Annotated in this window: 18 protein-coding genes; 9 read left to right on the forward strand and 9 right to left on the reverse strand. The window is 40.4% G+C overall.

The window, feature by feature from the left end:
• The first annotated feature begins 161 nt into the window (after positions 1–161).
• Positions 162–782 carry a thiol:disulfide interchange protein DsbA/DsbL gene (locus tag IEV36_RS15180; protein ID WP_004773408.1) on the forward strand — a complete coding sequence of 207 codons (621 nt, stop codon included), beginning with the start codon at positions 162–164 and terminating at the stop codon, positions 780–782.
• Between the two features lie 50 nt (positions 783–832).
• Here IEV36_RS15180 and IEV36_RS15185 read toward each other — a convergent pair whose 3' ends face one another.
• Both IEV36_RS15185 and IEV36_RS15190 read right to left on the reverse strand, forming a co-directional pair.
• A complete protein-coding gene (locus tag IEV36_RS15185) occupies positions 833–1,468 on the reverse strand; it encodes a TetR/AcrR family transcriptional regulator (protein ID WP_005255839.1) in 636 nt (211 codons plus the stop codon).
• A 107-nt stretch (positions 1,469–1,575) separates the two neighbouring features.
• Positions 1,576–2,226 (reverse strand): TetR family transcriptional regulator, encoded by a 651-nt coding sequence (locus IEV36_RS15190; protein WP_004773404.1) that lies wholly within the window; start codon positions 2,224–2,226, stop codon positions 1,576–1,578.
• A gap of 312 nt (positions 2,227–2,538) precedes the next feature.
• Here IEV36_RS15190 and IEV36_RS15195 point away from each other — a divergent pair, with 312 nt between their 5' ends.
• The 4 genes from IEV36_RS15195 (at position 2,539) to IEV36_RS15210 (ending at position 8,054) form a co-directional block, all read left to right on the forward strand.
• A complete protein-coding gene (locus tag IEV36_RS15195) occupies positions 2,539–3,564 on the forward strand; it encodes a flavin reductase family protein (RefSeq protein WP_005255837.1) in 1,026 nt (341 codons plus the stop codon).
• Positions 3,565–3,598: 34 nt separating this feature from the next.
• Positions 3,599–4,741: a fatty acid desaturase family protein gene (locus IEV36_RS15200; RefSeq protein ID WP_171067976.1), complete on the forward strand. Its 1,143-nt coding sequence runs from the start codon at positions 3,599–3,601 to the stop codon at positions 4,739–4,741.
• Between the two features lie 97 nt (positions 4,742–4,838).
• The gene (rph, locus tag IEV36_RS15205; protein ID WP_004773398.1) at positions 4,839–5,555 is read left to right on the forward strand and encodes a ribonuclease PH; all 717 of its coding nucleotides are present in this window, start codon (positions 4,839–4,841) and stop codon (positions 5,553–5,555) included.
• Positions 5,556–5,873: 318 nt separating this feature from the next.
• Positions 5,874–8,054 (forward strand): phosphocholine-specific phospholipase C, encoded by a 2,181-nt coding sequence (locus tag IEV36_RS15210; protein WP_005255830.1) that lies wholly within the window; start codon positions 5,874–5,876, stop codon positions 8,052–8,054.
• Positions 8,055–8,116: 62 nt separating this feature from the next.
• Here IEV36_RS15210 and IEV36_RS18935 read toward each other — a convergent pair whose 3' ends face one another.
• On the reverse strand, positions 8,117–8,353 hold the full coding sequence (locus tag IEV36_RS18935) for a hypothetical protein (RefSeq protein WP_081401142.1): 237 nt from the start codon (positions 8,351–8,353) through the stop codon (positions 8,117–8,119).
• A 192-nt stretch (positions 8,354–8,545) separates the two neighbouring features.
• On the opposite strand from IEV36_RS18935, the gene IEV36_RS15215 reads away from it, so the two are divergent.
• Positions 8,546–8,734: an ABZJ_00068 family colistin stress protein gene (locus IEV36_RS15215; protein WP_004773394.1), complete on the forward strand. Its 189-nt coding sequence runs from the start codon at positions 8,546–8,548 to the stop codon at positions 8,732–8,734.
• Here the strand turns inward: IEV36_RS15215 and nadC are convergent.
• Positions 8,731–9,576, reverse strand: coding sequence for a carboxylating nicotinate-nucleotide diphosphorylase (gene nadC / locus IEV36_RS15220; RefSeq protein WP_005255828.1), 846 nt, complete (start codon positions 9,574–9,576; stop codon positions 8,731–8,733). The two genes, IEV36_RS15215 and nadC, sit on opposite strands and share 4 nt — an antisense overlap.
• Positions 9,577–9,721: 145 nt before the next feature.
• Here nadC and ampD point away from each other — a divergent pair, with 145 nt between their 5' ends.
• From ampD to IEV36_RS15235, 3 genes are all read left to right on the forward strand, one after another.
• Complete coding sequence (gene ampD / locus IEV36_RS15225; protein ID WP_005255825.1) at positions 9,722–10,315, forward strand: 1,6-anhydro-N-acetylmuramyl-L-alanine amidase AmpD; 594 nt, start codon at positions 9,722–9,724, stop codon at positions 10,313–10,315.
• Between the two features lie 62 nt (positions 10,316–10,377).
• Positions 10,378–11,928, forward strand: a complete 1,551-nt coding sequence (gene murJ / locus IEV36_RS15230; RefSeq protein ID WP_171067966.1) for a murein biosynthesis integral membrane protein MurJ — start codon at positions 10,378–10,380, stop codon at positions 11,926–11,928.
• A gap of 148 nt (positions 11,929–12,076) precedes the next feature.
• Positions 12,077–13,081 (forward strand): hypothetical protein, encoded by a 1,005-nt coding sequence (locus IEV36_RS15235; protein ID WP_005255820.1) that lies wholly within the window; start codon positions 12,077–12,079, stop codon positions 13,079–13,081.
• A 45-nt stretch (positions 13,082–13,126) separates the two neighbouring features.
• Here the strand turns inward: IEV36_RS15235 and bamJ (IEV36_RS15240) are convergent, their stop codons facing one another.
• From bamJ (IEV36_RS15240) to IEV36_RS15260, 5 genes are all read right to left on the reverse strand, one after another.
• A complete protein-coding gene (bamJ, locus tag IEV36_RS15240; RefSeq protein ID WP_005255818.1) occupies positions 13,127–13,822 on the reverse strand; it encodes a BamJ family beta-barrel-assembly machinery protein in 696 nt (231 codons plus the stop codon).
• A 47-nt stretch (positions 13,823–13,869) separates the two neighbouring features.
• The gene (gene bamJ, locus IEV36_RS15245; protein WP_004773385.1) at positions 13,870–14,577 is read right to left on the reverse strand and encodes a BamJ family beta-barrel-assembly machinery protein; all 708 of its coding nucleotides are present in this window, start codon (positions 14,575–14,577) and stop codon (positions 13,870–13,872) included.
• A 174-nt stretch (positions 14,578–14,751) separates the two neighbouring features.
• Positions 14,752–16,935 (reverse strand): polysaccharide biosynthesis tyrosine autokinase, encoded by a 2,184-nt coding sequence (locus tag IEV36_RS15250; protein ID WP_005255817.1) that lies wholly within the window; start codon positions 16,933–16,935, stop codon positions 14,752–14,754.
• Positions 16,936–16,952: 17 nt separating this feature from the next.
• On the reverse strand, positions 16,953–17,381 hold the full coding sequence (locus IEV36_RS15255; RefSeq protein ID WP_005255816.1) for a low molecular weight protein-tyrosine-phosphatase: 429 nt from the start codon (positions 17,379–17,381) through the stop codon (positions 16,953–16,955).
• 5 nt (positions 17,382–17,386) lie between these two features.
• Positions 17,387–18,487, reverse strand: a complete 1,101-nt coding sequence (locus IEV36_RS15260; protein WP_188393552.1) for a polysaccharide biosynthesis/export family protein — start codon at positions 18,485–18,487, stop codon at positions 17,387–17,389.
• Positions 18,488–18,749 lie beyond the last annotated feature (262 nt).

Here is an 18,749-nt window from a genome sequence, read left to right on the forward strand (position 1 = left end):
AGGATGATTATTTAGGTTTAATCTGTTGGTAGTGTAGCGATTCTGGCAAAAAAAGCGATAAATCCAATAAAAAACTTCACAGAAGCAAAACGAATTGCTCGTGTTTGTTTTATATTAAGCATATAAACTTACGAAAAATGCTTAGAGGAAAAGCAAAGTCAATGAAAAAGTTAGTATTAAGTGGTTTGAGTGTAGCTGCATTGGCATTTTCAATGAATGCGATGGCAGCAGATTTTGTGGCTGGTAAAGACTATACCGTTATTGCAAATCCAGGCAAAACGGTTGCGCCAGCAGGCCAGCTCGAAGTGCGTGAGTTCTTCTGGTACGGCTGCCCGCACTGCTTTAAGCTTGAACCACATATGCAAGCATGGTTGAAGCAGATTCCGAAAGACGTTTATTTCCTTCGTACACCAGCAGCCATGAATAAAGTATGGGAACAAGGTGCTCGTGGTTACTACGTTTCTGAAGCATTAGGTGTGCGTAAAAAGACCCATATTCCACTTTTCCATGCGATTCATGAAGGTGGTCAGCAAATCTTTGATCAAGCTTCTCAAGCAAAATTCTTTGCGCGTTACGGCGTACCTGAGCAAAAATTTAACAGCATGTTTAACTCTTTCCCAATTACTGCAAAAATTGCCGAATCAAATAAACTGGCGCAGCAGTACCAGTTGACGGGTGTTCCTGCTGTGGTTGTGAATGGTAAATATGTGGTTCAGGGTGAAGATGGTAAAGTCACTCAAGTGGTGAATTACTTGTTAGAAAAAGAGCGTAAAGCGAAATAATTGATGCATTTTCAAATAAAAAGGACTGCCATGACAGTCCTTTTTTTTATTTAGTCTTGATCCAGTTGAAAGTCTTTTAAATCAATCTGAACTTTCTGTGTCGGAAGTGATAAGGCCTGATTGACATACAGGTTAATTAACTTTTCACGTGAACCAATCGAGCGCTGGTAATAGCTTGAATTCAACAATAATGCTGCGCCGTAGGTCAGGGACCAGATATAAGAAAGATAATCACGAATCGACATATCATAATTCTGTGATTTTAAATATTTTTCAGTCATGTCTTTTAACGACACGATACGTTGTTGACGGATCGAGTAAAGCTCATCAAAAAGATGCTTTAACTTGGATTCAGTCATGGTCAGATGTTCTTCTAACTGATGCAGCAGAATGGTACGGCTTGGTGAGGTGAGATGATAGAGCATGTAACGTGGCGCATACTCTTTGACATCTGTATTGTATCTATCTGAAATTTTTAAGATTTCTTTTTCATTCTGGATAATCAGTTCCAGCAATAATTCATTTTTGCTACGGAAATGTTTATATAAAGTGCCTTTGGCAATATCCAGTTCAGCAACCAGTTCATCGAGGGTCATTTCTTGGTTGTTTTCTAATAACAGCTTTTCTGCAACCTGCAAGATTTTTTCTTTACGAATTAAGAACTGAGTATGACGATCTGGATTCATGATGCTTATAAGCTCCTCATAGTGTTCCACACTGCATTTGCATTAGTGTCCAATGCATCATAACGCGAAGCAATGCTTTTATATATCAAACTTTGGTTTGGATATGGTCAAGCGTTTTCTGGTTCCCAGTTGGAAATCCCACTGAATAATAAGCGCACTTGGGTCGCTGCATTATCAATAAACAGGTTTTGTTGTTCGAGTAAATGATCAATCGTGAACTGTTTTGGCAAATTGATCCAAGTCATGGCCCAGGTAAATGACATATTAATCAAAATCGTAGAAAGGACCTGTAAATGCTTGGCTTCCTTGATGTGTTTGAAGGTTTCGAGCTTGCACAGATCAATGGCTAGATCTTCGATCAGAAACTCAATTTCCCGTGCAATCGCAATACGGACGGTTTCAGATCCACCCCAGCGTTCCGCAATCATAAATTGCCATTGCTGCGGGCTGTGATTAACCGCCTGTACGAATAACTCAATGCTGGTGCGGGTTTTGGCCGAACCACTGTGTAACAGGTAGCTTTGCCCCAATTGATGAATCAGGCTTTTTAAATGCAAAGAGACCTGATCGACCAGCTCTTGTCCGAGCGCATCCATGTCTTGAAAATGACGATAAAACGCCGTTGGTACCAAACCAACTTCACGTGCAACTTCACGCAAGCTAATGCTACTAAATGAGCGTCCTGCGGTACTCAGGTGGAGGGCTGCATCCAGTAAAGCCTGTCGACTCTGTTGTTTTCGTTCATCTCTAATCGACATGAATAAGATCCATTAAAACCATACCAAAGAGTCTAGCAAAAAAAACAGAAACTTTTTAGTCTTCGTACATTGCTAAATACAGATGTTTTTGATCTTTACACGCGCAACAGATGTGCAAATGATAAGCAGAATCTGAGAGAAGCGTTTTATTTTCCCCGTATTTTGAGTGGCTTATAACGAGTATAAAAAATATTCAAAAAATTAGTGAACAAGTGTTGACTCAGTGAACACAAATAAATATAGTGTACACATGTTCACTACATGAACATTTGTTCACTCAAAATAAATAGCCAGATACAAAACGAGGAACGTATGAACGCAGAGTTAAGTTATCAGCCACATTGGATTCGAGAAGATTTCGTTGATTTTATCTTGCAAAAGATCAAGCCAACCTTCGCCTGGAAACGCATTCTTGCGCAAGTCACTGCTGTGCAGCCGCTGAGCGAAGATATGGTTTCACTCAGCTTAAAGCCAAATCATAATTTTGATATTCGCCAAGTTAAAGCAGGTCAAAGCGTTTTAATTACCCTCATGATTAACGGGGTATATCAACAACGTAGCTATTCCATTATTGAGGTCACGCCACAAGGTGAAATCCGTCTAGGCATTAAAGTTCAAGGTTTGGTGTCTAAGGCAGCACAACAATTGCGTGTTGGAGACAGCTTCGAGATTTCTCAGCCGCAAGGGGATTTCGTCTTACATCAAGGTCAGCAACCTGCATTACTGATTGCTTCAGGTTCTGGTATCACTGCAATTTATTCTTTATTAAAACAAGCATTACAACAGCAGCTTGAACAAGTGCATGTGGTATATTTTAACCGTGCTGAAGTATTGCATCAGGACATCTTGGCCTTGGCTGAGCAATATCCACAACTGAATTATCATTTCTTTAATACGGCGCAGCAAAAACAGCATTTAGATGCAGCATTGTTAGAGAAACTCGTCCCTAATTTTAAAGATATTCAAGCCTATGCCTGTGGTCACCACAACATGATGAAACAGGCGCAACAGATTTATACGCAGCATGGGGTCGTGGAAAACTTTCATCAAGAATTTTTCCAACCCGTACAAGTCGAGCATTCCAGTGAAGCTCAACCGATTACGTTTCGTCGTGCGCAACAAAATTTTATTGCAACGACCAATCTCCTGAGTAGTGCAGAGCAAGCAGGTTTACGTCCACAACATGGTTGTCGTATGGGCGTGTGTAACCGCTGTAGCTGTACCAAAGTCAGCGGTGTGACCCAGAACGTCCTCACTGGCGAAATTGATGATCAACCGAATCGTCCAATCAAGTTATGTGTGAGCCAGGCGCTGAGCCCAGTCACGATTGACCTATAAAAACAAAGATATTTGAGGATCCAACACAATGAATATGGCATTAGAATTTAAAACCGTATCAAAGTCAGCACATTTAACCCCAGAACAAGTCGAGGAGTTTGGTCGCCGTGTCGAGAAAATTCGACTAGACGTGATGCAAAACCTCGGTGAGCAGGACTCGAAATATATTTATAAAGTGCGTAATTTCGTGCGTTATACCGAAATTGCATCCCGTGGCATGTTGATGTTCGGTGGCTGGATTCCACCCGTATGGTTGCTGGGGACAGCCATGCTGGGTGTGTCTAAAATCGTCGAGAATATGGAACTGGGCCATAACGTGATGCATGGTCAGTTTGACTGGTTGAATGATCCAAGTTTACGTGGTGAAGATTACGATTGGGACAATACCTGCTCAGGCAATGACTGGCGCTATACCCATAACTATATGCACCATACTTATACCAATATTGTCGGTAAAGATCATGATGTGGGTTATGGCATTTTACGTGTCACAGAAGACCAGAAATGGGAAGTACGTCATTTGGCCAATATCCCATTGGCACTTCAGCTCATGTTCTTTTTCCAGTGGTATGTGGGTGTACAAAACCTGCATCTGGAAGATGCGTTGGTGTATAAAACCAAAACATGGAAACAGGTTTGGGCAGATGCGGCGGAGTTCCGTAAAAAAGCCAAACGCCAAGTGTTAAAAGACTATGTGTTCTTCCCGGCGATTGCCACAGTAAACTTTATTCCCGTATTGGCGGGTAATGCAGTCGCAAACATCATGCGTAACTTATGGTCGTCAGCAGTGATTTTTAATGGTCACTTTACTGAAGATGCTGAAACCTTTGAAGCAGACAATACCGAGAACGAAACCAAGGCACAGTGGTACCTTCGTCAGATTCGTGGTTCAAGCAACTTCACAGGTGGGAAATGGATGCATTTTATGAGTGGTAATTTGAGCCATCAGATTGAGCATCATTTATTCCCTGATATGCCTGCCAATCGTTATGAACAGGTTGCACCACAAATTAGAGCATTATGTGCCGAATATGGAGTGAACTATAACGAAGCCAACTTCATGAAGCAGTTCTGGACGGTGTGGGTGCGTTTGGCTAAATGTTCATTGCCGAATGATTTATCCGCACAACTGGCACAAGGCTGGAGCAATCTGAAAGCGAAGTTTAGATTTGCTTAATTGGGTGAATTGTAACGAATAAGTAAAACTGAAAGCACGTGTAATTGAGCTATACTATGGCGCAATGATATTTGAGCCATAGTTTTAAGGAATCGTTATGCGTATTGACCAAAGAGCATTAGACCAATTACGTGAGGTAAAAATTACCCGTAACTATACCCGTTACGCAGAAGGCTCAGTTTTGGTTGAGTTTGGTCATACTAAAGTGTTGTGTACTGCGAGTATTGATAACTCGGTACCACGCTTCCTGAAAGGTCAGGGTCAAGGTTGGGTAACAGCTGAATATGGCATGTTGCCACGCTCAACGCATACGCGTAGCGATCGTGAAGCGGCTCGTGGTAAGCAAACGGGTCGTACTCAAGAGATCCAGCGTCTGATTGGCCGTAGCTTACGTGCAATGGTGGATTTGAAGAAGTTGGGCGAGAACACCATTACAATCGACTGTGATGTGATTCAGGCAGATGGCGGTACCCGTACTGCGGCGATTACGGGTGCAGCAGTGGCTTTGGTTGACGCAATGAATGTATTGCTCAGCAACAAAAAGATTAAACAGGATCCATTAAAGAGTTTAGTGGCAGCAATTTCGGTGGGTATGTATAAAGACGAAGTACTCCTCGATCTATGCTACGAAGAAGATTCAAATTGCCAAACGGATTTGAACGTGGTGATGACACAAGCGGGTGAATTTATTGAAATTCAGGGAACGGCAGAAGACAAACCGTTTACCCGTCAACAGTGCAATGCCATGTTAGAGCTTGCAGAAAAAGGAATCGCGGAATTGATTCAAAAGCAACAGCAAGCACTCGGTTGGTAAGTTCCAGTTGATAGTGCGGGCGGTCTGGTGTGTTTAGACCGCCTTTTTTTTATCTTATTTTTCTGTCATCAAACTGCGATCAAATCATCATCTCACTGTCATTTATATTGTATTGACTATCTGCACTGATATTTTAACGGATAGTAAAATGCGAAATTTCTTTTTAGCGTTACTGAGTAGTAGCTGCTTTTTACTCAGTGCCTGTAATGATAGTGATCAAGGCGATAACAATAATTCCACGCCAAATCCACAGCCGCCCACCACAAGCTGCAAAATTCACTGCGCGCCCTAATGAATAACAATAAGGAAGTTAATAAGATGAATCGTCGTGACTTTGTATTAAATTCAAGCAAAGCGTTGTTTGGTACGGCTGCATTGACCAGTTTTCCAATGAGTATTCAAAAAGCACTTGCGATTGATGCCAAGGTAGAAACAGGCACCATCAAAGATGTTAAGCACGTGGTGATTTTGACTCAGGAAAACCGTTCTTTTGATAATTACTTTGGAACCCTGAAAGGTGTACGTGGTTTTGGCGACCGTTTCACGATTCCACTGAGCCAAGGCCGTAAAGTCTGGGAACAATACGACGCCAATAAGAATAAAGTTTATCCCTATCATCTGGACAGCAGCCGTGGCAATGCACAGCGTGTGAGTGGCACACCACATTCATGGACTGACGGGCAATACGCGTGGGATCATGGTCGCATGGGCAATTGGGTGCAATACAAGCAACCACAATCTATGGGCTATTACAAACAACAGGAAGTTGAATTCCAGTTTGCCTTAGCCAATGCTTTTACGTTGTGCGATGCCTACCACTGTGCGATGCATACCGGCACCAATTCTAACCGTATGTTTATCTGGACGGGAACCAATGGCCCAACAGGGGCGAATGTTGCCAGTGTGGTTAATGATCTGGACTCGATTGGGACATCTCTCACAGGTTATGACTGGACTACTTATCCTGAGCGCTTACAGGAAGCGGGCGTGAGCTGGAAAGTTTATCAAAACATGCCAGACAACTTTACCGATAACCCATTGGCAGGATTTAAAAAGTACCGCCGTGCCAACGAATTATCAGGTAAGCCAGTTAATAACAGTACGATTTGCCCAGCTTATGATCCAGCCATTGATGCCAGACAACCCTTATATAAAGGCATTGCCAATACCATGCCAGATGGTGGTTTTCTCGGTTCATTTAAAGAAGATATTGCCAAAGGGCAGCTACCACAGGTGAGCTGGCTGGTGGCGCCTGCAACCTATAGCGAACATCCTGGGCCTTCAAGCCCTGTGCAAGGTGCATGGTATATTCAGGAAGTGTTGAATGCGCTGACTGAACGTCCAGAACTGTGGAGCCAGACGGTTTTCCTGATTAACTTTGATGAAAATGATGGTTTCTTTGACCATGTACCTTCACCAAGTGCGCCTTCGATGGATATTTCAGGTGAAGTCTATGGTAAATCGACATTAAGCAAGGAACAAATGTCTTATGAGTATGCGACGCATGCCAAAGCATCCAATGGACAACCGAATTTTACCGATCCAAAAGTCAGTAATGGGGTTGGGGTCTATGGGCCAGGGATTCGTGTACCGATGTATATCATTTCACCGTGGAGTCGCGGTGGCTGGGTCAATTCACAAGTGTTTGACCATTCTTCCGTAATTCGCTTCCTAGAACAATGTTTTGGCGTACAGGAACCGAATATCAGTCCATATCGACGTGCGGTATGTGGCGATTTAATGTCAGCCTTTAACTTTAAGACCCCGAATTTACTCCCAATGCCAGATTTGGCGGGGAAGAAGAGCAAAGCTGAAGCAGATGCCATCCGTAAAGCACAGGAGCGTTTGGGGCAGGTGAGTCGTCCAGAAAGTCAGACCTATCCTGTGCAGGACATGGGTATCCGTCCATCTCGTGCCTTACCTTATATTCTGCACACCAGTGCTAAAGTGGACGTTACGGCGAAAACTGTCAAACTGATGTTCTCGAATACGGGTACGCATGCAGCCGTGTTCCATGTCTACGATAAATTGAATCTGGATGCTGTGCCGCGCCGTTATATGGTTGAGGCAGGCAAGCAACTGGATGATATCTGGCAGACTCATGATAATCGTTATGATCTATGGGTATTGGGGCCGAATGGCTTCCACCGTAGTTTTACGGGTAATCTGGCTCAAGCGATACAGATTCAGGCATTGCCAGAGATTCGGGTCTGTATGGAAGAGTGTGATCCTAAGCTGTTCTTAAAAGTACGTAATGACGCAGCACAGGTTGCAAAACTGGTGATCAAAGCCAATGCTTATTTACCCAACAAGCTCTGGCAGATTGAAACAGCGGCTTCTGAAAAAGAACTTGGCTGGGACATGAGTGAGTTTGGCGGCTGGTATGATTTCACTGTTACCATTGAAAATGATCCAAGTTATAGCCGTCGTTTTGCTGGACGTATTGAAACCAATGAAGACTCCATTTCTGATCCATATATGGGCTTTATTGAGCTATAAATTGTAGGATTAGATGAGAAAAAGCAGTCTAGGTGGGTACTTAGGCTGCTTTTTAGATTAAATTAGTGCAATAAAAAATAAAGACACAATATTATCAGTAGCAGCAAACTGAAAAAACCAGCTACAAATACTTCTGTACTGTCAAAATCCACCCGTTGCCCAAGCCGATAACAGCGGACTACTCCATAACCGATGCAACGAATTAATCCTTCAAAAATAATTTCAAAGATTACATTAATAAATACAAAGCGGAAAAACTTAAAAAGTAAGTGGAATAAAGCCTCAAATATGCTGTCCATCGTTATTATTTTAATCAATAGTGTTGCTGAGCATTATGAGCTTACACAGATCGAAATGAAAGCAAACATATAGCTATCATCTTCAACAGAATCTCACTGAGTGTTTTCATGCTGTTACATAGCACTCAGATTTGGCTCATGTTCGTTTGATACAGTGAGCAAAAATTGAAAGTAAGATATTTCGGGGTAAGGATGTTACAAGTTTTTCTCGTGTTATTAACCGCAGTAACTTTTGTTTTAATGGCGGCAGATCCACGACCAACTGATTCGACCGAAGCCAAATCAGCGTGGCAAGTTGAAACAACAGAAGTTTCTAAGAAAACAGAACTTTTAGCTTCACAAAAGCATGAGTCTCAAGACAAAGAGACAGATCAGGCTTAAGCGTTAAAACGCATGGATAGATCAACCGCTCTTACATCTTTGGTCAATACACCCATTGAGATGTAGTCGACCCCTGTGGTCGCCACTTCACGTAAATTTTCGATGGTAATATTGCCCGATGCTTCTAGCTTACAGCGACCTGCAACATGTTTAACCGCATCAATCATTTGTTGCTGACTAAAGTTATCCAGCATTACGATATCAGCACCAGCTTCAAGTGCCTGATTTAACTCATCCCAAGTTTCAACTTCAACTTCGACAGGTTTGCCTGGCGCGATTTGGTGTGCTTTGGTAATGGCCTGGGCAATACCGCCAGCAGCCATAATATGATTTTCTTTAATCAGGAAAGCATCAAATAAACCTAAGCGGTGATTTTGCCCCCCCCCGATTGCTACGGCATATTTTTGTGCGATACGTAGTCCTGGTAAGGTTTTACGGGTATCCAGCAGTTTGGTATGTAAACCATCAAGCTGTTTGACATAGCTAGCAGTTTTAGTCGCAACCGCAGACAAGGTCTGGATAAAGTTTAAAGCTGGACGTTCTACTGTGAGTAAGCTGCGCGCTGAACCAGCGAGTTTTAAAAATGCTTCATTTGCACCAACCACGTCGCCTTCTTGCTTTAACCATGTCACTTGCACGGTATTGTCATAGGTTTGAATCAAGGCATTCACCCATGGTTGACCTGCCAGCACCATCTCTTCACGACTAATAATGGTTGCTGTAGCTTGCTCATCGACTGGTGTAAGCATGGCGGTAATATCGCCGTCCCCAATATCTTCTTGTAATGCTTGCTGAATATTGATTTGAATAGATTGTTCAAGCAAAGATTGAGGAATACTCATACCAGTTCCAGTGTATGTTTGACTAAAAAACGTGTGTCATATATTAACATCCTCCCTGTAAAAAATAAGTATTTCATCTCGATTATTCTGGATAAAGCATGGCAGAATGGCATCTATAAAGATTAAATTGTTGATTCGAGTCACAATGCAACACGCTAGATTTGCTCAAGTACAAGAGGGTGTATTGGTGGGGGCGGCCCAGATTGCATCGCCTAATTTCAATACACGTCCTGCTGGAACCGATATTCAACTGATCGTTATTCACAATATCAGTTTGCCGCCTTCCCAGTTTGGTGGGGGCTATATTCAGCAATTTTTTCAGAATCAATTAGACTGGTCGCTACATCCTTATTTCCAGACCATTGAAGGGATGCAGGTCTCGGCACACCTGTTGATTTTGCGGACAGGTGAAGTGATTCAGTTTGTGAATTTTAATGATCGTTCTTGGCATGCCGGACGTTCGAGTTATCTTGCACAGAAAGAATGTAATGATTATTCGATCGGGATCGAGCTGGAGGGTAGTGATGATTTGCCTTTTGAGCCAGCACAGTATCAAGCATTGGTTGAGGTTGTGAAAACCTTACAACAGACCTATCCAAAAATTCAAAATCATATCGCAGGCCATTCTGACATTGCGCCAAAACGTAAAACCGATCCAGGTGAACATTTTGATTGGCAATTATTTCGAAATTTGCTCGCTCAACAGAAGTTAGCCGAAAAAACATCGATAGATTTATAATTTCACAACGAAATCTGTTGGGACTTTCATTACAATAACGCTTTTTAAAAGATAAGCCGTAGGTGAATGCGATGGCATTGTGGCGATCGACTGTAATTGTCAGTGCAATGACAATGTTATCTCGGGTATTGGGTTTGGTACGTGATGTGGTACTACTCAATGTATTTGGTGCGGGTAAGGACTTCGATACCTTTGTTGTTGCCTTTCGTATTCCCAACTTTTTTAGGCGCTTATTTGCAGAAGGGGCTTTTTCTCAGGCCTTTATTCCTGTTTTAACTGAATATAAAACTAGCCGTGCCCATGCCGAAGTCCAGATTTTAATTAGTCGAGTATTTGGTTGCCTGCTTACGGCTATGTCATTACTGACCTTTGTGGCGATGGTTGCCGCACCAGCGATTATTTATCTCTACGCACCTGGTTTCCATAACGACCCAGAGAAGTTTGAGCTTGCGGTCGATATGTTCCGCCTGACCATTCCGTATCTGATGTTTATGTCTTTGACGGCTTTTGCCAGCAGTATTCTGAACAGTTACGGTTCTTTTGCCTCACCTGCATTTTCTCCAGTACTGCTCAATGTTGCGATGATTGCAGGGGCATGGTGGTTGACGCCGTATATGGCGGAGCCGATCATGGCTTTGGGTTGGGCTGTGGTTGCGGCGGGTGTTCTACAGTTGGCGATTCAGATTCCGGAATTATGGAAGAAGAATTTGCTGATTCCACCTAAAGTTGATTTTAAACATGAAGGGGTGGATCGCATCTTAAAATTGATGCTGCCTGCCTTATTTGGTGTATCCGTTACCCAGATTAACTTGTTGCTGAACACCATTTGGGCTTCCTTTATGCAGGATGGTTCGGTCTCCTGGTTATACAGTGCCGAGCGTATGACTGAGTTACCATTGGGGCTGATTGGTGTTGCGATTGGTACGGTCATCTTACCTTCGCTCTCTGCACGTCATGCAGAGCAAGACCAAGCTAAATTTAGAGGAATGATTGATTGGGCTGCGAAGATTATTATGCTGGTGGGAATTCCTGCGAGTATTGCCTTATTTATGTTGTCGACGCCGATCATTCAAGCGTTATTCCAACGTGGTGAATTTACTTTAGAAGATACCAGAATGACGGCTCTGGCATTGCAATGTATGAGTGCAGGTGTAATCTCCTTCATGCTGATTAAAGTCTTTGCACCTGGTTTCTATGCTCAGCAAGATACCAAAACACCTGTTCGAGTGGGGTTAATGGCGGTTGCTGCCAATGCCATTTTAAACGTGATTTTTATTGGCTTCTTTAAGTTGATCGACTGGCATGCAGAACATATGGCTTTAGCTTTGGCATCTTCTGGTTCTGCTTTGGTGAATGCGGGCATGCTGTATTTCTATCTGCATAAACGTAATATTTTCCGTTTTGGTGCGCATTGGAAAAAACTTGCGTTTCAATATGCCGTTGCCAATATCGCGATGATTGCTGCACTTTGGTATGGCTTAACGTGGTACCAAGGCGATATTTCACAATGGTTACGCATTGCTGAAGTGGCTGGCTTATGTGTGGTTGGCGTGGTGGCTTATGCTATTGGGTTACTGGTGACAGGTTTTAGGCCAAGACATTTAAAGGCATGATGTAATATATAGGTGTGTAGGAAAGGGCTATACACCTGATAAATAATCTAAAATAATATGAAGAAAAGATGTAAACTATTTATACAAAATACTATGGAATTTCTAGTTGTAGCTTGAGATCATAAGTAAATTTTTTGAGAATGAACTTATGAATTTCATTTCTTATGCATCATTTGTTTTTTTAATAATTATTTCTCCAATCACTTCTGCTGATAGTGGTAATTTTCAAAATAATTCAGATATTACTGATTTGATAAATAGCCAAATAAAAGAAAATACTTTGATAAAAATTCCCGCTGGAAATTTTAAAATCAATGCAGAAAAATCAATTATTCTAAAAAATAATGTCAGTATTGAGATGAGTCCTGAAACTATTTTAAATGTTATACCAAATAATAAGGGTGGTTATCAGGTTTTTAGAATTCATAACGTTAAAAATGTAAAAATTTCTGGAGGGATGATTTTAGGGGATAAATATACACATCTTGGCAATGGAGGAGAGTGGGGAACAGGTATAGAAATAAAAGATTCACAAAATATATATATATCTAATATGAGTATCAAAAGAATGTGGGGAGATGCTATTTATATTGGTAATAATGGCAAAAATTCTAATTCCAATTTGAATTTAAATAATTTGAAGTTAGATGATAATAGACGACAAGGGATCAGTGTTGTTAGTGTTAATGGGTTGTTTGCTAATAATATATTAATATCTAATACAAAAGGTAAAAGTCCAATGAGTGGTATAGATATTGAGCCTAACAATAATAGAAACATCTTAAAAAATATAAATTTTTCTGAAATAATATCGCTAAAGAATGCTGGGGATGGTTTTCAAATATCTTTAAAAAAATATAATGACTCTCCAGAAAAAATATCAATTAATTTAAAGGGCTATAAGGATTCTGGTTCACGATCTGGGATAAGGATACAGGGAGTAGAAACACCTGTTTTAGGTGAGATAAATATTGATAAAGTTGAATTAAAGAATAATAAAATATCAAACTACTGTTTTAAAAACTGGGGTAATAATAGGATTAAAGTGAAAGTAACTAATCTTATTCATGATAAGGACTATATAAAAAATCAAGACAAATGGTGTTCGCCTTATAGAAATAATGAATTTTTAGAAGTTATAAAAAAGAGATAACTAAGTAGTATCAATTATCTCTCTTTGATTTGTGAGATCAATGATTTATTTATTTTTTGAGGAAATCTCCAATAACTCAATATCAAAAATTAAAGTACTGTTTGGTCCGATGGCATCACCTGAACCAACATCGCCATAAGCGAGGTTTGCAGGAACGAAGAAGCGGGTCTTACCACCTTCTTTCATCGTTTGCACACCCTCAGTCCAGCCCGCAATAACTTGGCTGAGTTTAAATTCTACAGGATGATTACGGGCGATAGAGCTATCAAACACTGTGCCATCTAATAGTCGGCCTTCATAATTCACTTTTACCGTAGAAGAGGCTCTGGGAGATTTTCCCTGCCCTTGTTGAAGCACTTGATACTGTAATCCTGATTTCGTCGTTACGATATCTGCTTTTTTACCATTTTCAGCTAAGAACGCTTTTCCTGCCTGATCATTTTTTTGGGCCTGCTCCTGAAACTCTACCAGTTGCTTGGCTTCCAGACGCTTTTTATATTGATTCAGAACATTTGCCATTTCTTCATCAGTTAAAGAGGCTGGCTTACCTTGCATGGCTTCTTGTAAGCCTTGTACAAAAGTCTCGATATTCAAATCTTTGAGTGTTTCTGCATTCCCTCGACCCATCAGATAACCATAGCTATAGCCGAGTTGCTCTTTCTGTGGGCTTTTTGTAGAAATGGGAGCTGCTTGAACCGTTCCGATGGTCGAGGCAATTAAAATCAGGCCTAATCTTTTCATTCTATCTTCCAAAAAATAAAGGAGGACTCTAGCCCTCCTTAAATCATTTATTTTACAGCGATTAATTCTACATCAAATACTAGTGGGCTATTTGGTGGAATTGAACCAGGGACACCTTGTTCACCGTAACCTAGATTTGCAGGAATATAAAGCGTTGCCTTACCACCTTCTTTCATTAGCTGTAGACCTTCAGTCCAACCTGGAATCACTTGATTCAGTGGGAATTCAATTGGCTCGCCACGATCATAAGAGCTATCAAACACTTTGCCATCAGGGAGTTGGCCTTTGTAATGCACTTTTACAATAGAGCTTGCGGTCGGTTGCTTACCTGTACCTTCTTTGGTGATTTTATATTGCAAACCAGAAGCTGTTGTTTTCACACCTTCTTTTTTCGCATTTTCTGCCAAGAAGCTGCTATTGGTTGCTTCAACTTTTTTAGTTTCATCCATTTGCTTTTGTTGTAGTTCCTTTTGGAATTCTACATAAGCTGCCTGTAACTCTTCTTCTGTATATGCAGCAGGTTTTTGCGCATGGGCATCACGGAAACCTGTGATAAATGCACTTGTTTCTAATTCTGGTGGTGTTTGCTTAGCAACTTCATAGCCGAGTGCGTAGCTGATTTTTGCGACAGGCGCTGCATTTTTATCAGCTTTTGCCCCAAGTTCAGTCGCTGGGTGTTGAGTTGCATAGTAGACAGGAACGAGTGCTGCACCGCCTAATACGGCTGCGACAACGAAAGGTAAAGCTTTACTCATGAGATGTCCCAAAGTGAGATTGGAATAAAAAATATGGCAATGATCTTAGCATGTCTACGCTTAAGCATTGAATAACTAAGCGCAAAAATGCGTGGGTTTTTTATAAGATTTATGTGTTTAAATAACAAACCAGATCATGGGATCTGGTTTGTTAACAATCAACTACAAATATTTTTAGTCATCTTTATTTGCTTTATAAGCGTATGAATAATTATAACCATATCCGTAACCAGCACTAGAACGTTGAATGTCATTTAGAATGAAGCCATTCACTTTCACATTCGCCTGTTCAAAACGATTCAAACTTAGTTCAAGCTCTTTCATTTGTGATTTGGCATAACGCGCCACTAGTAAGTTCACACCTGCATATTGCGAAATAATAATACCATCGGTCACCGCCAGAATCGGTGGTGTATCGATAATAATATGATCATATTGCTGGCTGAGCTGTTCCATCAAGGCTTTAAATTGTTCAGAACTCAGCATTTCAGAAGGATTCGCCGGATTTTTACCACGAGCAATAACACTTAAACCACTAACATCAGTTTGATGGATGACTTGGTTTAAGTCTGCAAGATTACTTAAATATTCTGCTAAACCAGGTTTAACGTCTAAATTAAAATACTTATGCATGTAGCCACGACGCATATCGGCATCAATCAGTAATACTTTTTTATTACTTTGTGCAAAAATCGTCGCTAAATTGGTCGAGATAAATGATTTACCTACTTCTGGTGACGGTCCCGCAATCATAATAATGTTGTTCTTGGCACTGCTGAGTGCAAAATGGATCGCAGTGCGGATACTGCGTAAACTTTCTACCGCAATATCATCATTATGTTTAACTGCCAAAATTGGAATGGATTTCTTTTTCTTCAAGATACTCATACGGGTTTCTTGAACAGGGGAGCGTGGTACAGTTGCATACACTGGCAAATCAAACTCATTCTCGATTTGCGCTGAATCTTTTACACCAGTACGTAACATATTACGTATTAGAGCAATCAATGTTCCGAAGAAACCACCGAGGAATATCGAAAGTATTAGTATTTGTAGTTTTTGTGGCTTAATCGGTTGGACGGGCTCAACTGCCGTATCGACAATACGCACATTACCAATTTCACCTGCTTTAGCAATACGTAGTTGCTGGTAAGAATTTAATAAAGCAGTATAAAGCTGGGTTTTTACTTCTACTTCACGATAGAGTTGTAGATATTGGCGCTGAATATCAGGTAACTGTTTTAAGGTAGTATTTAATTCTGTAATTTGTTTATTCAATGCAGCAATTTGAGCATTAATTTCGCGTATTGCTGGATGTTCAGTCGTATATTTAGCGGTAAGGTCTGCCTGTTTTTGCTGTAATTCAATCTTTTTAGTTTCGAGAGCAATACTTTGAGTTAGATATAGTTCTGACTCTTTGGTCACATCGACTGTATTATATTCTTGACGAAATTTATTGAATACACGTTCCGCATCATCTAACTGCTTTTTCAGATCAGGTAATTGTTCATCCAGAAATTTTAAGGTTTGAGCGGTTTCAGCTGAACGGCGTTCGACATTTTGGGCACTATAAGCTGCTAAAATTGCATTTAAGACCTTAGTGATATGCCCTTTATCTTGGCCTTGATAATTTAGTCCTAAAATTCCAGTCAATTTTCCTTTTTCTGCTACAGAATAATTAGCATTAATAGCTTGTACTGCAGCAGGTAATGATTTCTTTTGTATTAAATAGTGCGTATCAAACTTATCGGTTGTAAATATAGCAATTTTCCAAACGCCAAAGCTGGTACTGAGTTGATTTAATTGATTCAGTGGAGCCGTTAAAAGTACTTCATCTGTTGCTGGATTAGTCAAACTAAAATTATTATTTTTGAAACTTAAGCTAAGTTTTTTATCCAGATAGTAGGCCGGTATTTCAAATGTTTGAATATCAAATGTTTTTTCCTCATCGTGAAAAGTGACTGCTTTAGGGCCATATTCAGTGGCATAGTCGGCTTTATTGAATAGACGATGAGAGAAAGTATCTTCTGGACTGGAAATATTCAGATCTAGATGAAGCGCCTGAATTACTGAGCCAAGTACCAGACGCGATTTTAAAATTTCGATTTCAGATTGGGCCGGTGACTTTTGCTCCATCATTTGAGAGAGTTCACCAAGTAAAGCGGCGGATGCACCTTTACTATCTTCCACTTGAACCAAGGCATCCACTGAATAAGTATCAGGTGTTGCACGTAGGTAAAGCAAAGCAAGCACCAAGCTTAGAATAATACACAATGCAATGAGCTTCCATTGTGCAATCAAAGCAAAGAAAAGCTCTTTTAGGTCAATTGTATCTTCAGTATTGGTATTTTGGCTCATAATCTTAATCTAAAAAGTTAAATATAATTTTTCCAGTCAGTCACACATTGTTGAATTAACTGGCAGGTATTATCAAAAAAAGCTTGGTCATGTTGATAAGGGTCAGGTACATTTTTATTTTGCCAATGCCCTAGTCTAAAAATTTTCCCTTTTGCAAATGGCCACATCTGTTCAATATGTTTTTGCTGATTATGACTCATCACTAAAATCAGGTCTGCTTGTTTTAAGTGCTCTGCATTCAGTTTTTTTGCAACATGTAGGCTCATATCAATATCTAGACGTTGCATACACAGTTGAGCCTTATCATCTGCTGGATGGCCGATCAGTCCAGAAATACCAGCAGATTCCACTCGCAGATTTGGGTGTTGCTGTTTGATCAAGTACTCAGCCATAGGACTACGGCAAATATTACCTACACAAACGACCAAAACGCTTTTAATCTCCATTGTAATTATTGCCCCAAACGATCTATGTTATACAAGGCATTTGAGAATGGAATAATCTGGTTGACAATTCGTTGCCAGCGGGTCAGTCCCGTTGCATCCACATAAACGATATCATTACTACGTAGCTTAAACTGATTTGCAAGACCAAAATCGCCCAGACTTAATAAATTCAAATGATAAAGTTCAGTATGGCGATCATTAGGATTGGTTCGGAGGACATAAATACGACTGGCGCTAGCAGAATTTGGGTTAATACCTAAACTTTCACCAAGCGCATCACTTAAGGTCATACCTTGATCGCGTATTGGTAGAGCTTGATTTTTGCCAGACTCACCCATTACATAAATTTTCTGATTTTCTCGGCTACTTACATAAATTGTATCATTGGGTTGCACTAACAATTTATGTAAGGAGTAGCCCGCTTTCTCAAGCTCGATCGTATTTAAATCATACGTCTGTCCATTACGAACCAGTTGGACGTAGGTATTTGCTCCTTTATCATTAATGCCGCCTGCCATACCTAACGCAGTATAAATACTAGTAGGTTGATCATTTAAATAGAACTGCCCACCTTTGAGTACACTACCTTGTACTGAATAACGTTGTCCTTGGTATGACAAAACACGTACGATGACATCTGGGTTTTTAAGATATTGAGCAAATTGCTTGCGTAAGTCCACATTCAGTTGCGCTAAGCTTTTACCAGCTGCTTTATAACGTCCAACCAGTGGTAGTTGTATATAACCACTTGAATCAATTGGATACCCATTTGCTTGAACTGCCTGTTCATTATTTATTGTCGTGGTTGGGGGGGTAATTTCTGGGTAAGCCCAAAGTTGAATCGAGAGTATATCTCCTGAACTTAGGCGATAAGTTGGCCGTTGTTGTTTAAACAACGCTTCATAATTATTTCGATAGTTGATTTGGGCCGGTTGAAGAGCCATTAAGTTATCTTGAGTAATTTTTATTACATCGACATTGGTTCCTTGATCAGTCTTATATGTACCTTCACTTGGAATATCATAGGTTTGTAAGCCTGAAGTAACAGCACAAGCTGTAGCACTAAGACTAATCGCAAGAATGGAAAAAAGTTGATAATGCTTCACACTCGACCCTTAATATTTATGTCTAAAATAAGATCCGTTGCCCAAAATAGCGAGGGTTTAGACTTAGAATTTTGCCCATTCTAGCCGAAAAAAGTTAAAAAAACAGCGCAAAATCTTTTCGCTTTGTATGCTTAGTATTGCTGAAAAAATTTTCAAGAACATTTGTCTATAATTACAATATAAATTTCGTTGGTATAAGTAGCTATTAGTGAAGGTGATTGTAGTTAATTTTTTCTAATACTTTATAAGGCATATATGTTGT

The sequence above is a fragment of the Acinetobacter vivianii genome (genome assembly GCF_014635885.1).
Lineage (GTDB): Bacteria > Pseudomonadota > Gammaproteobacteria > Pseudomonadales > Moraxellaceae > Acinetobacter > Acinetobacter vivianii.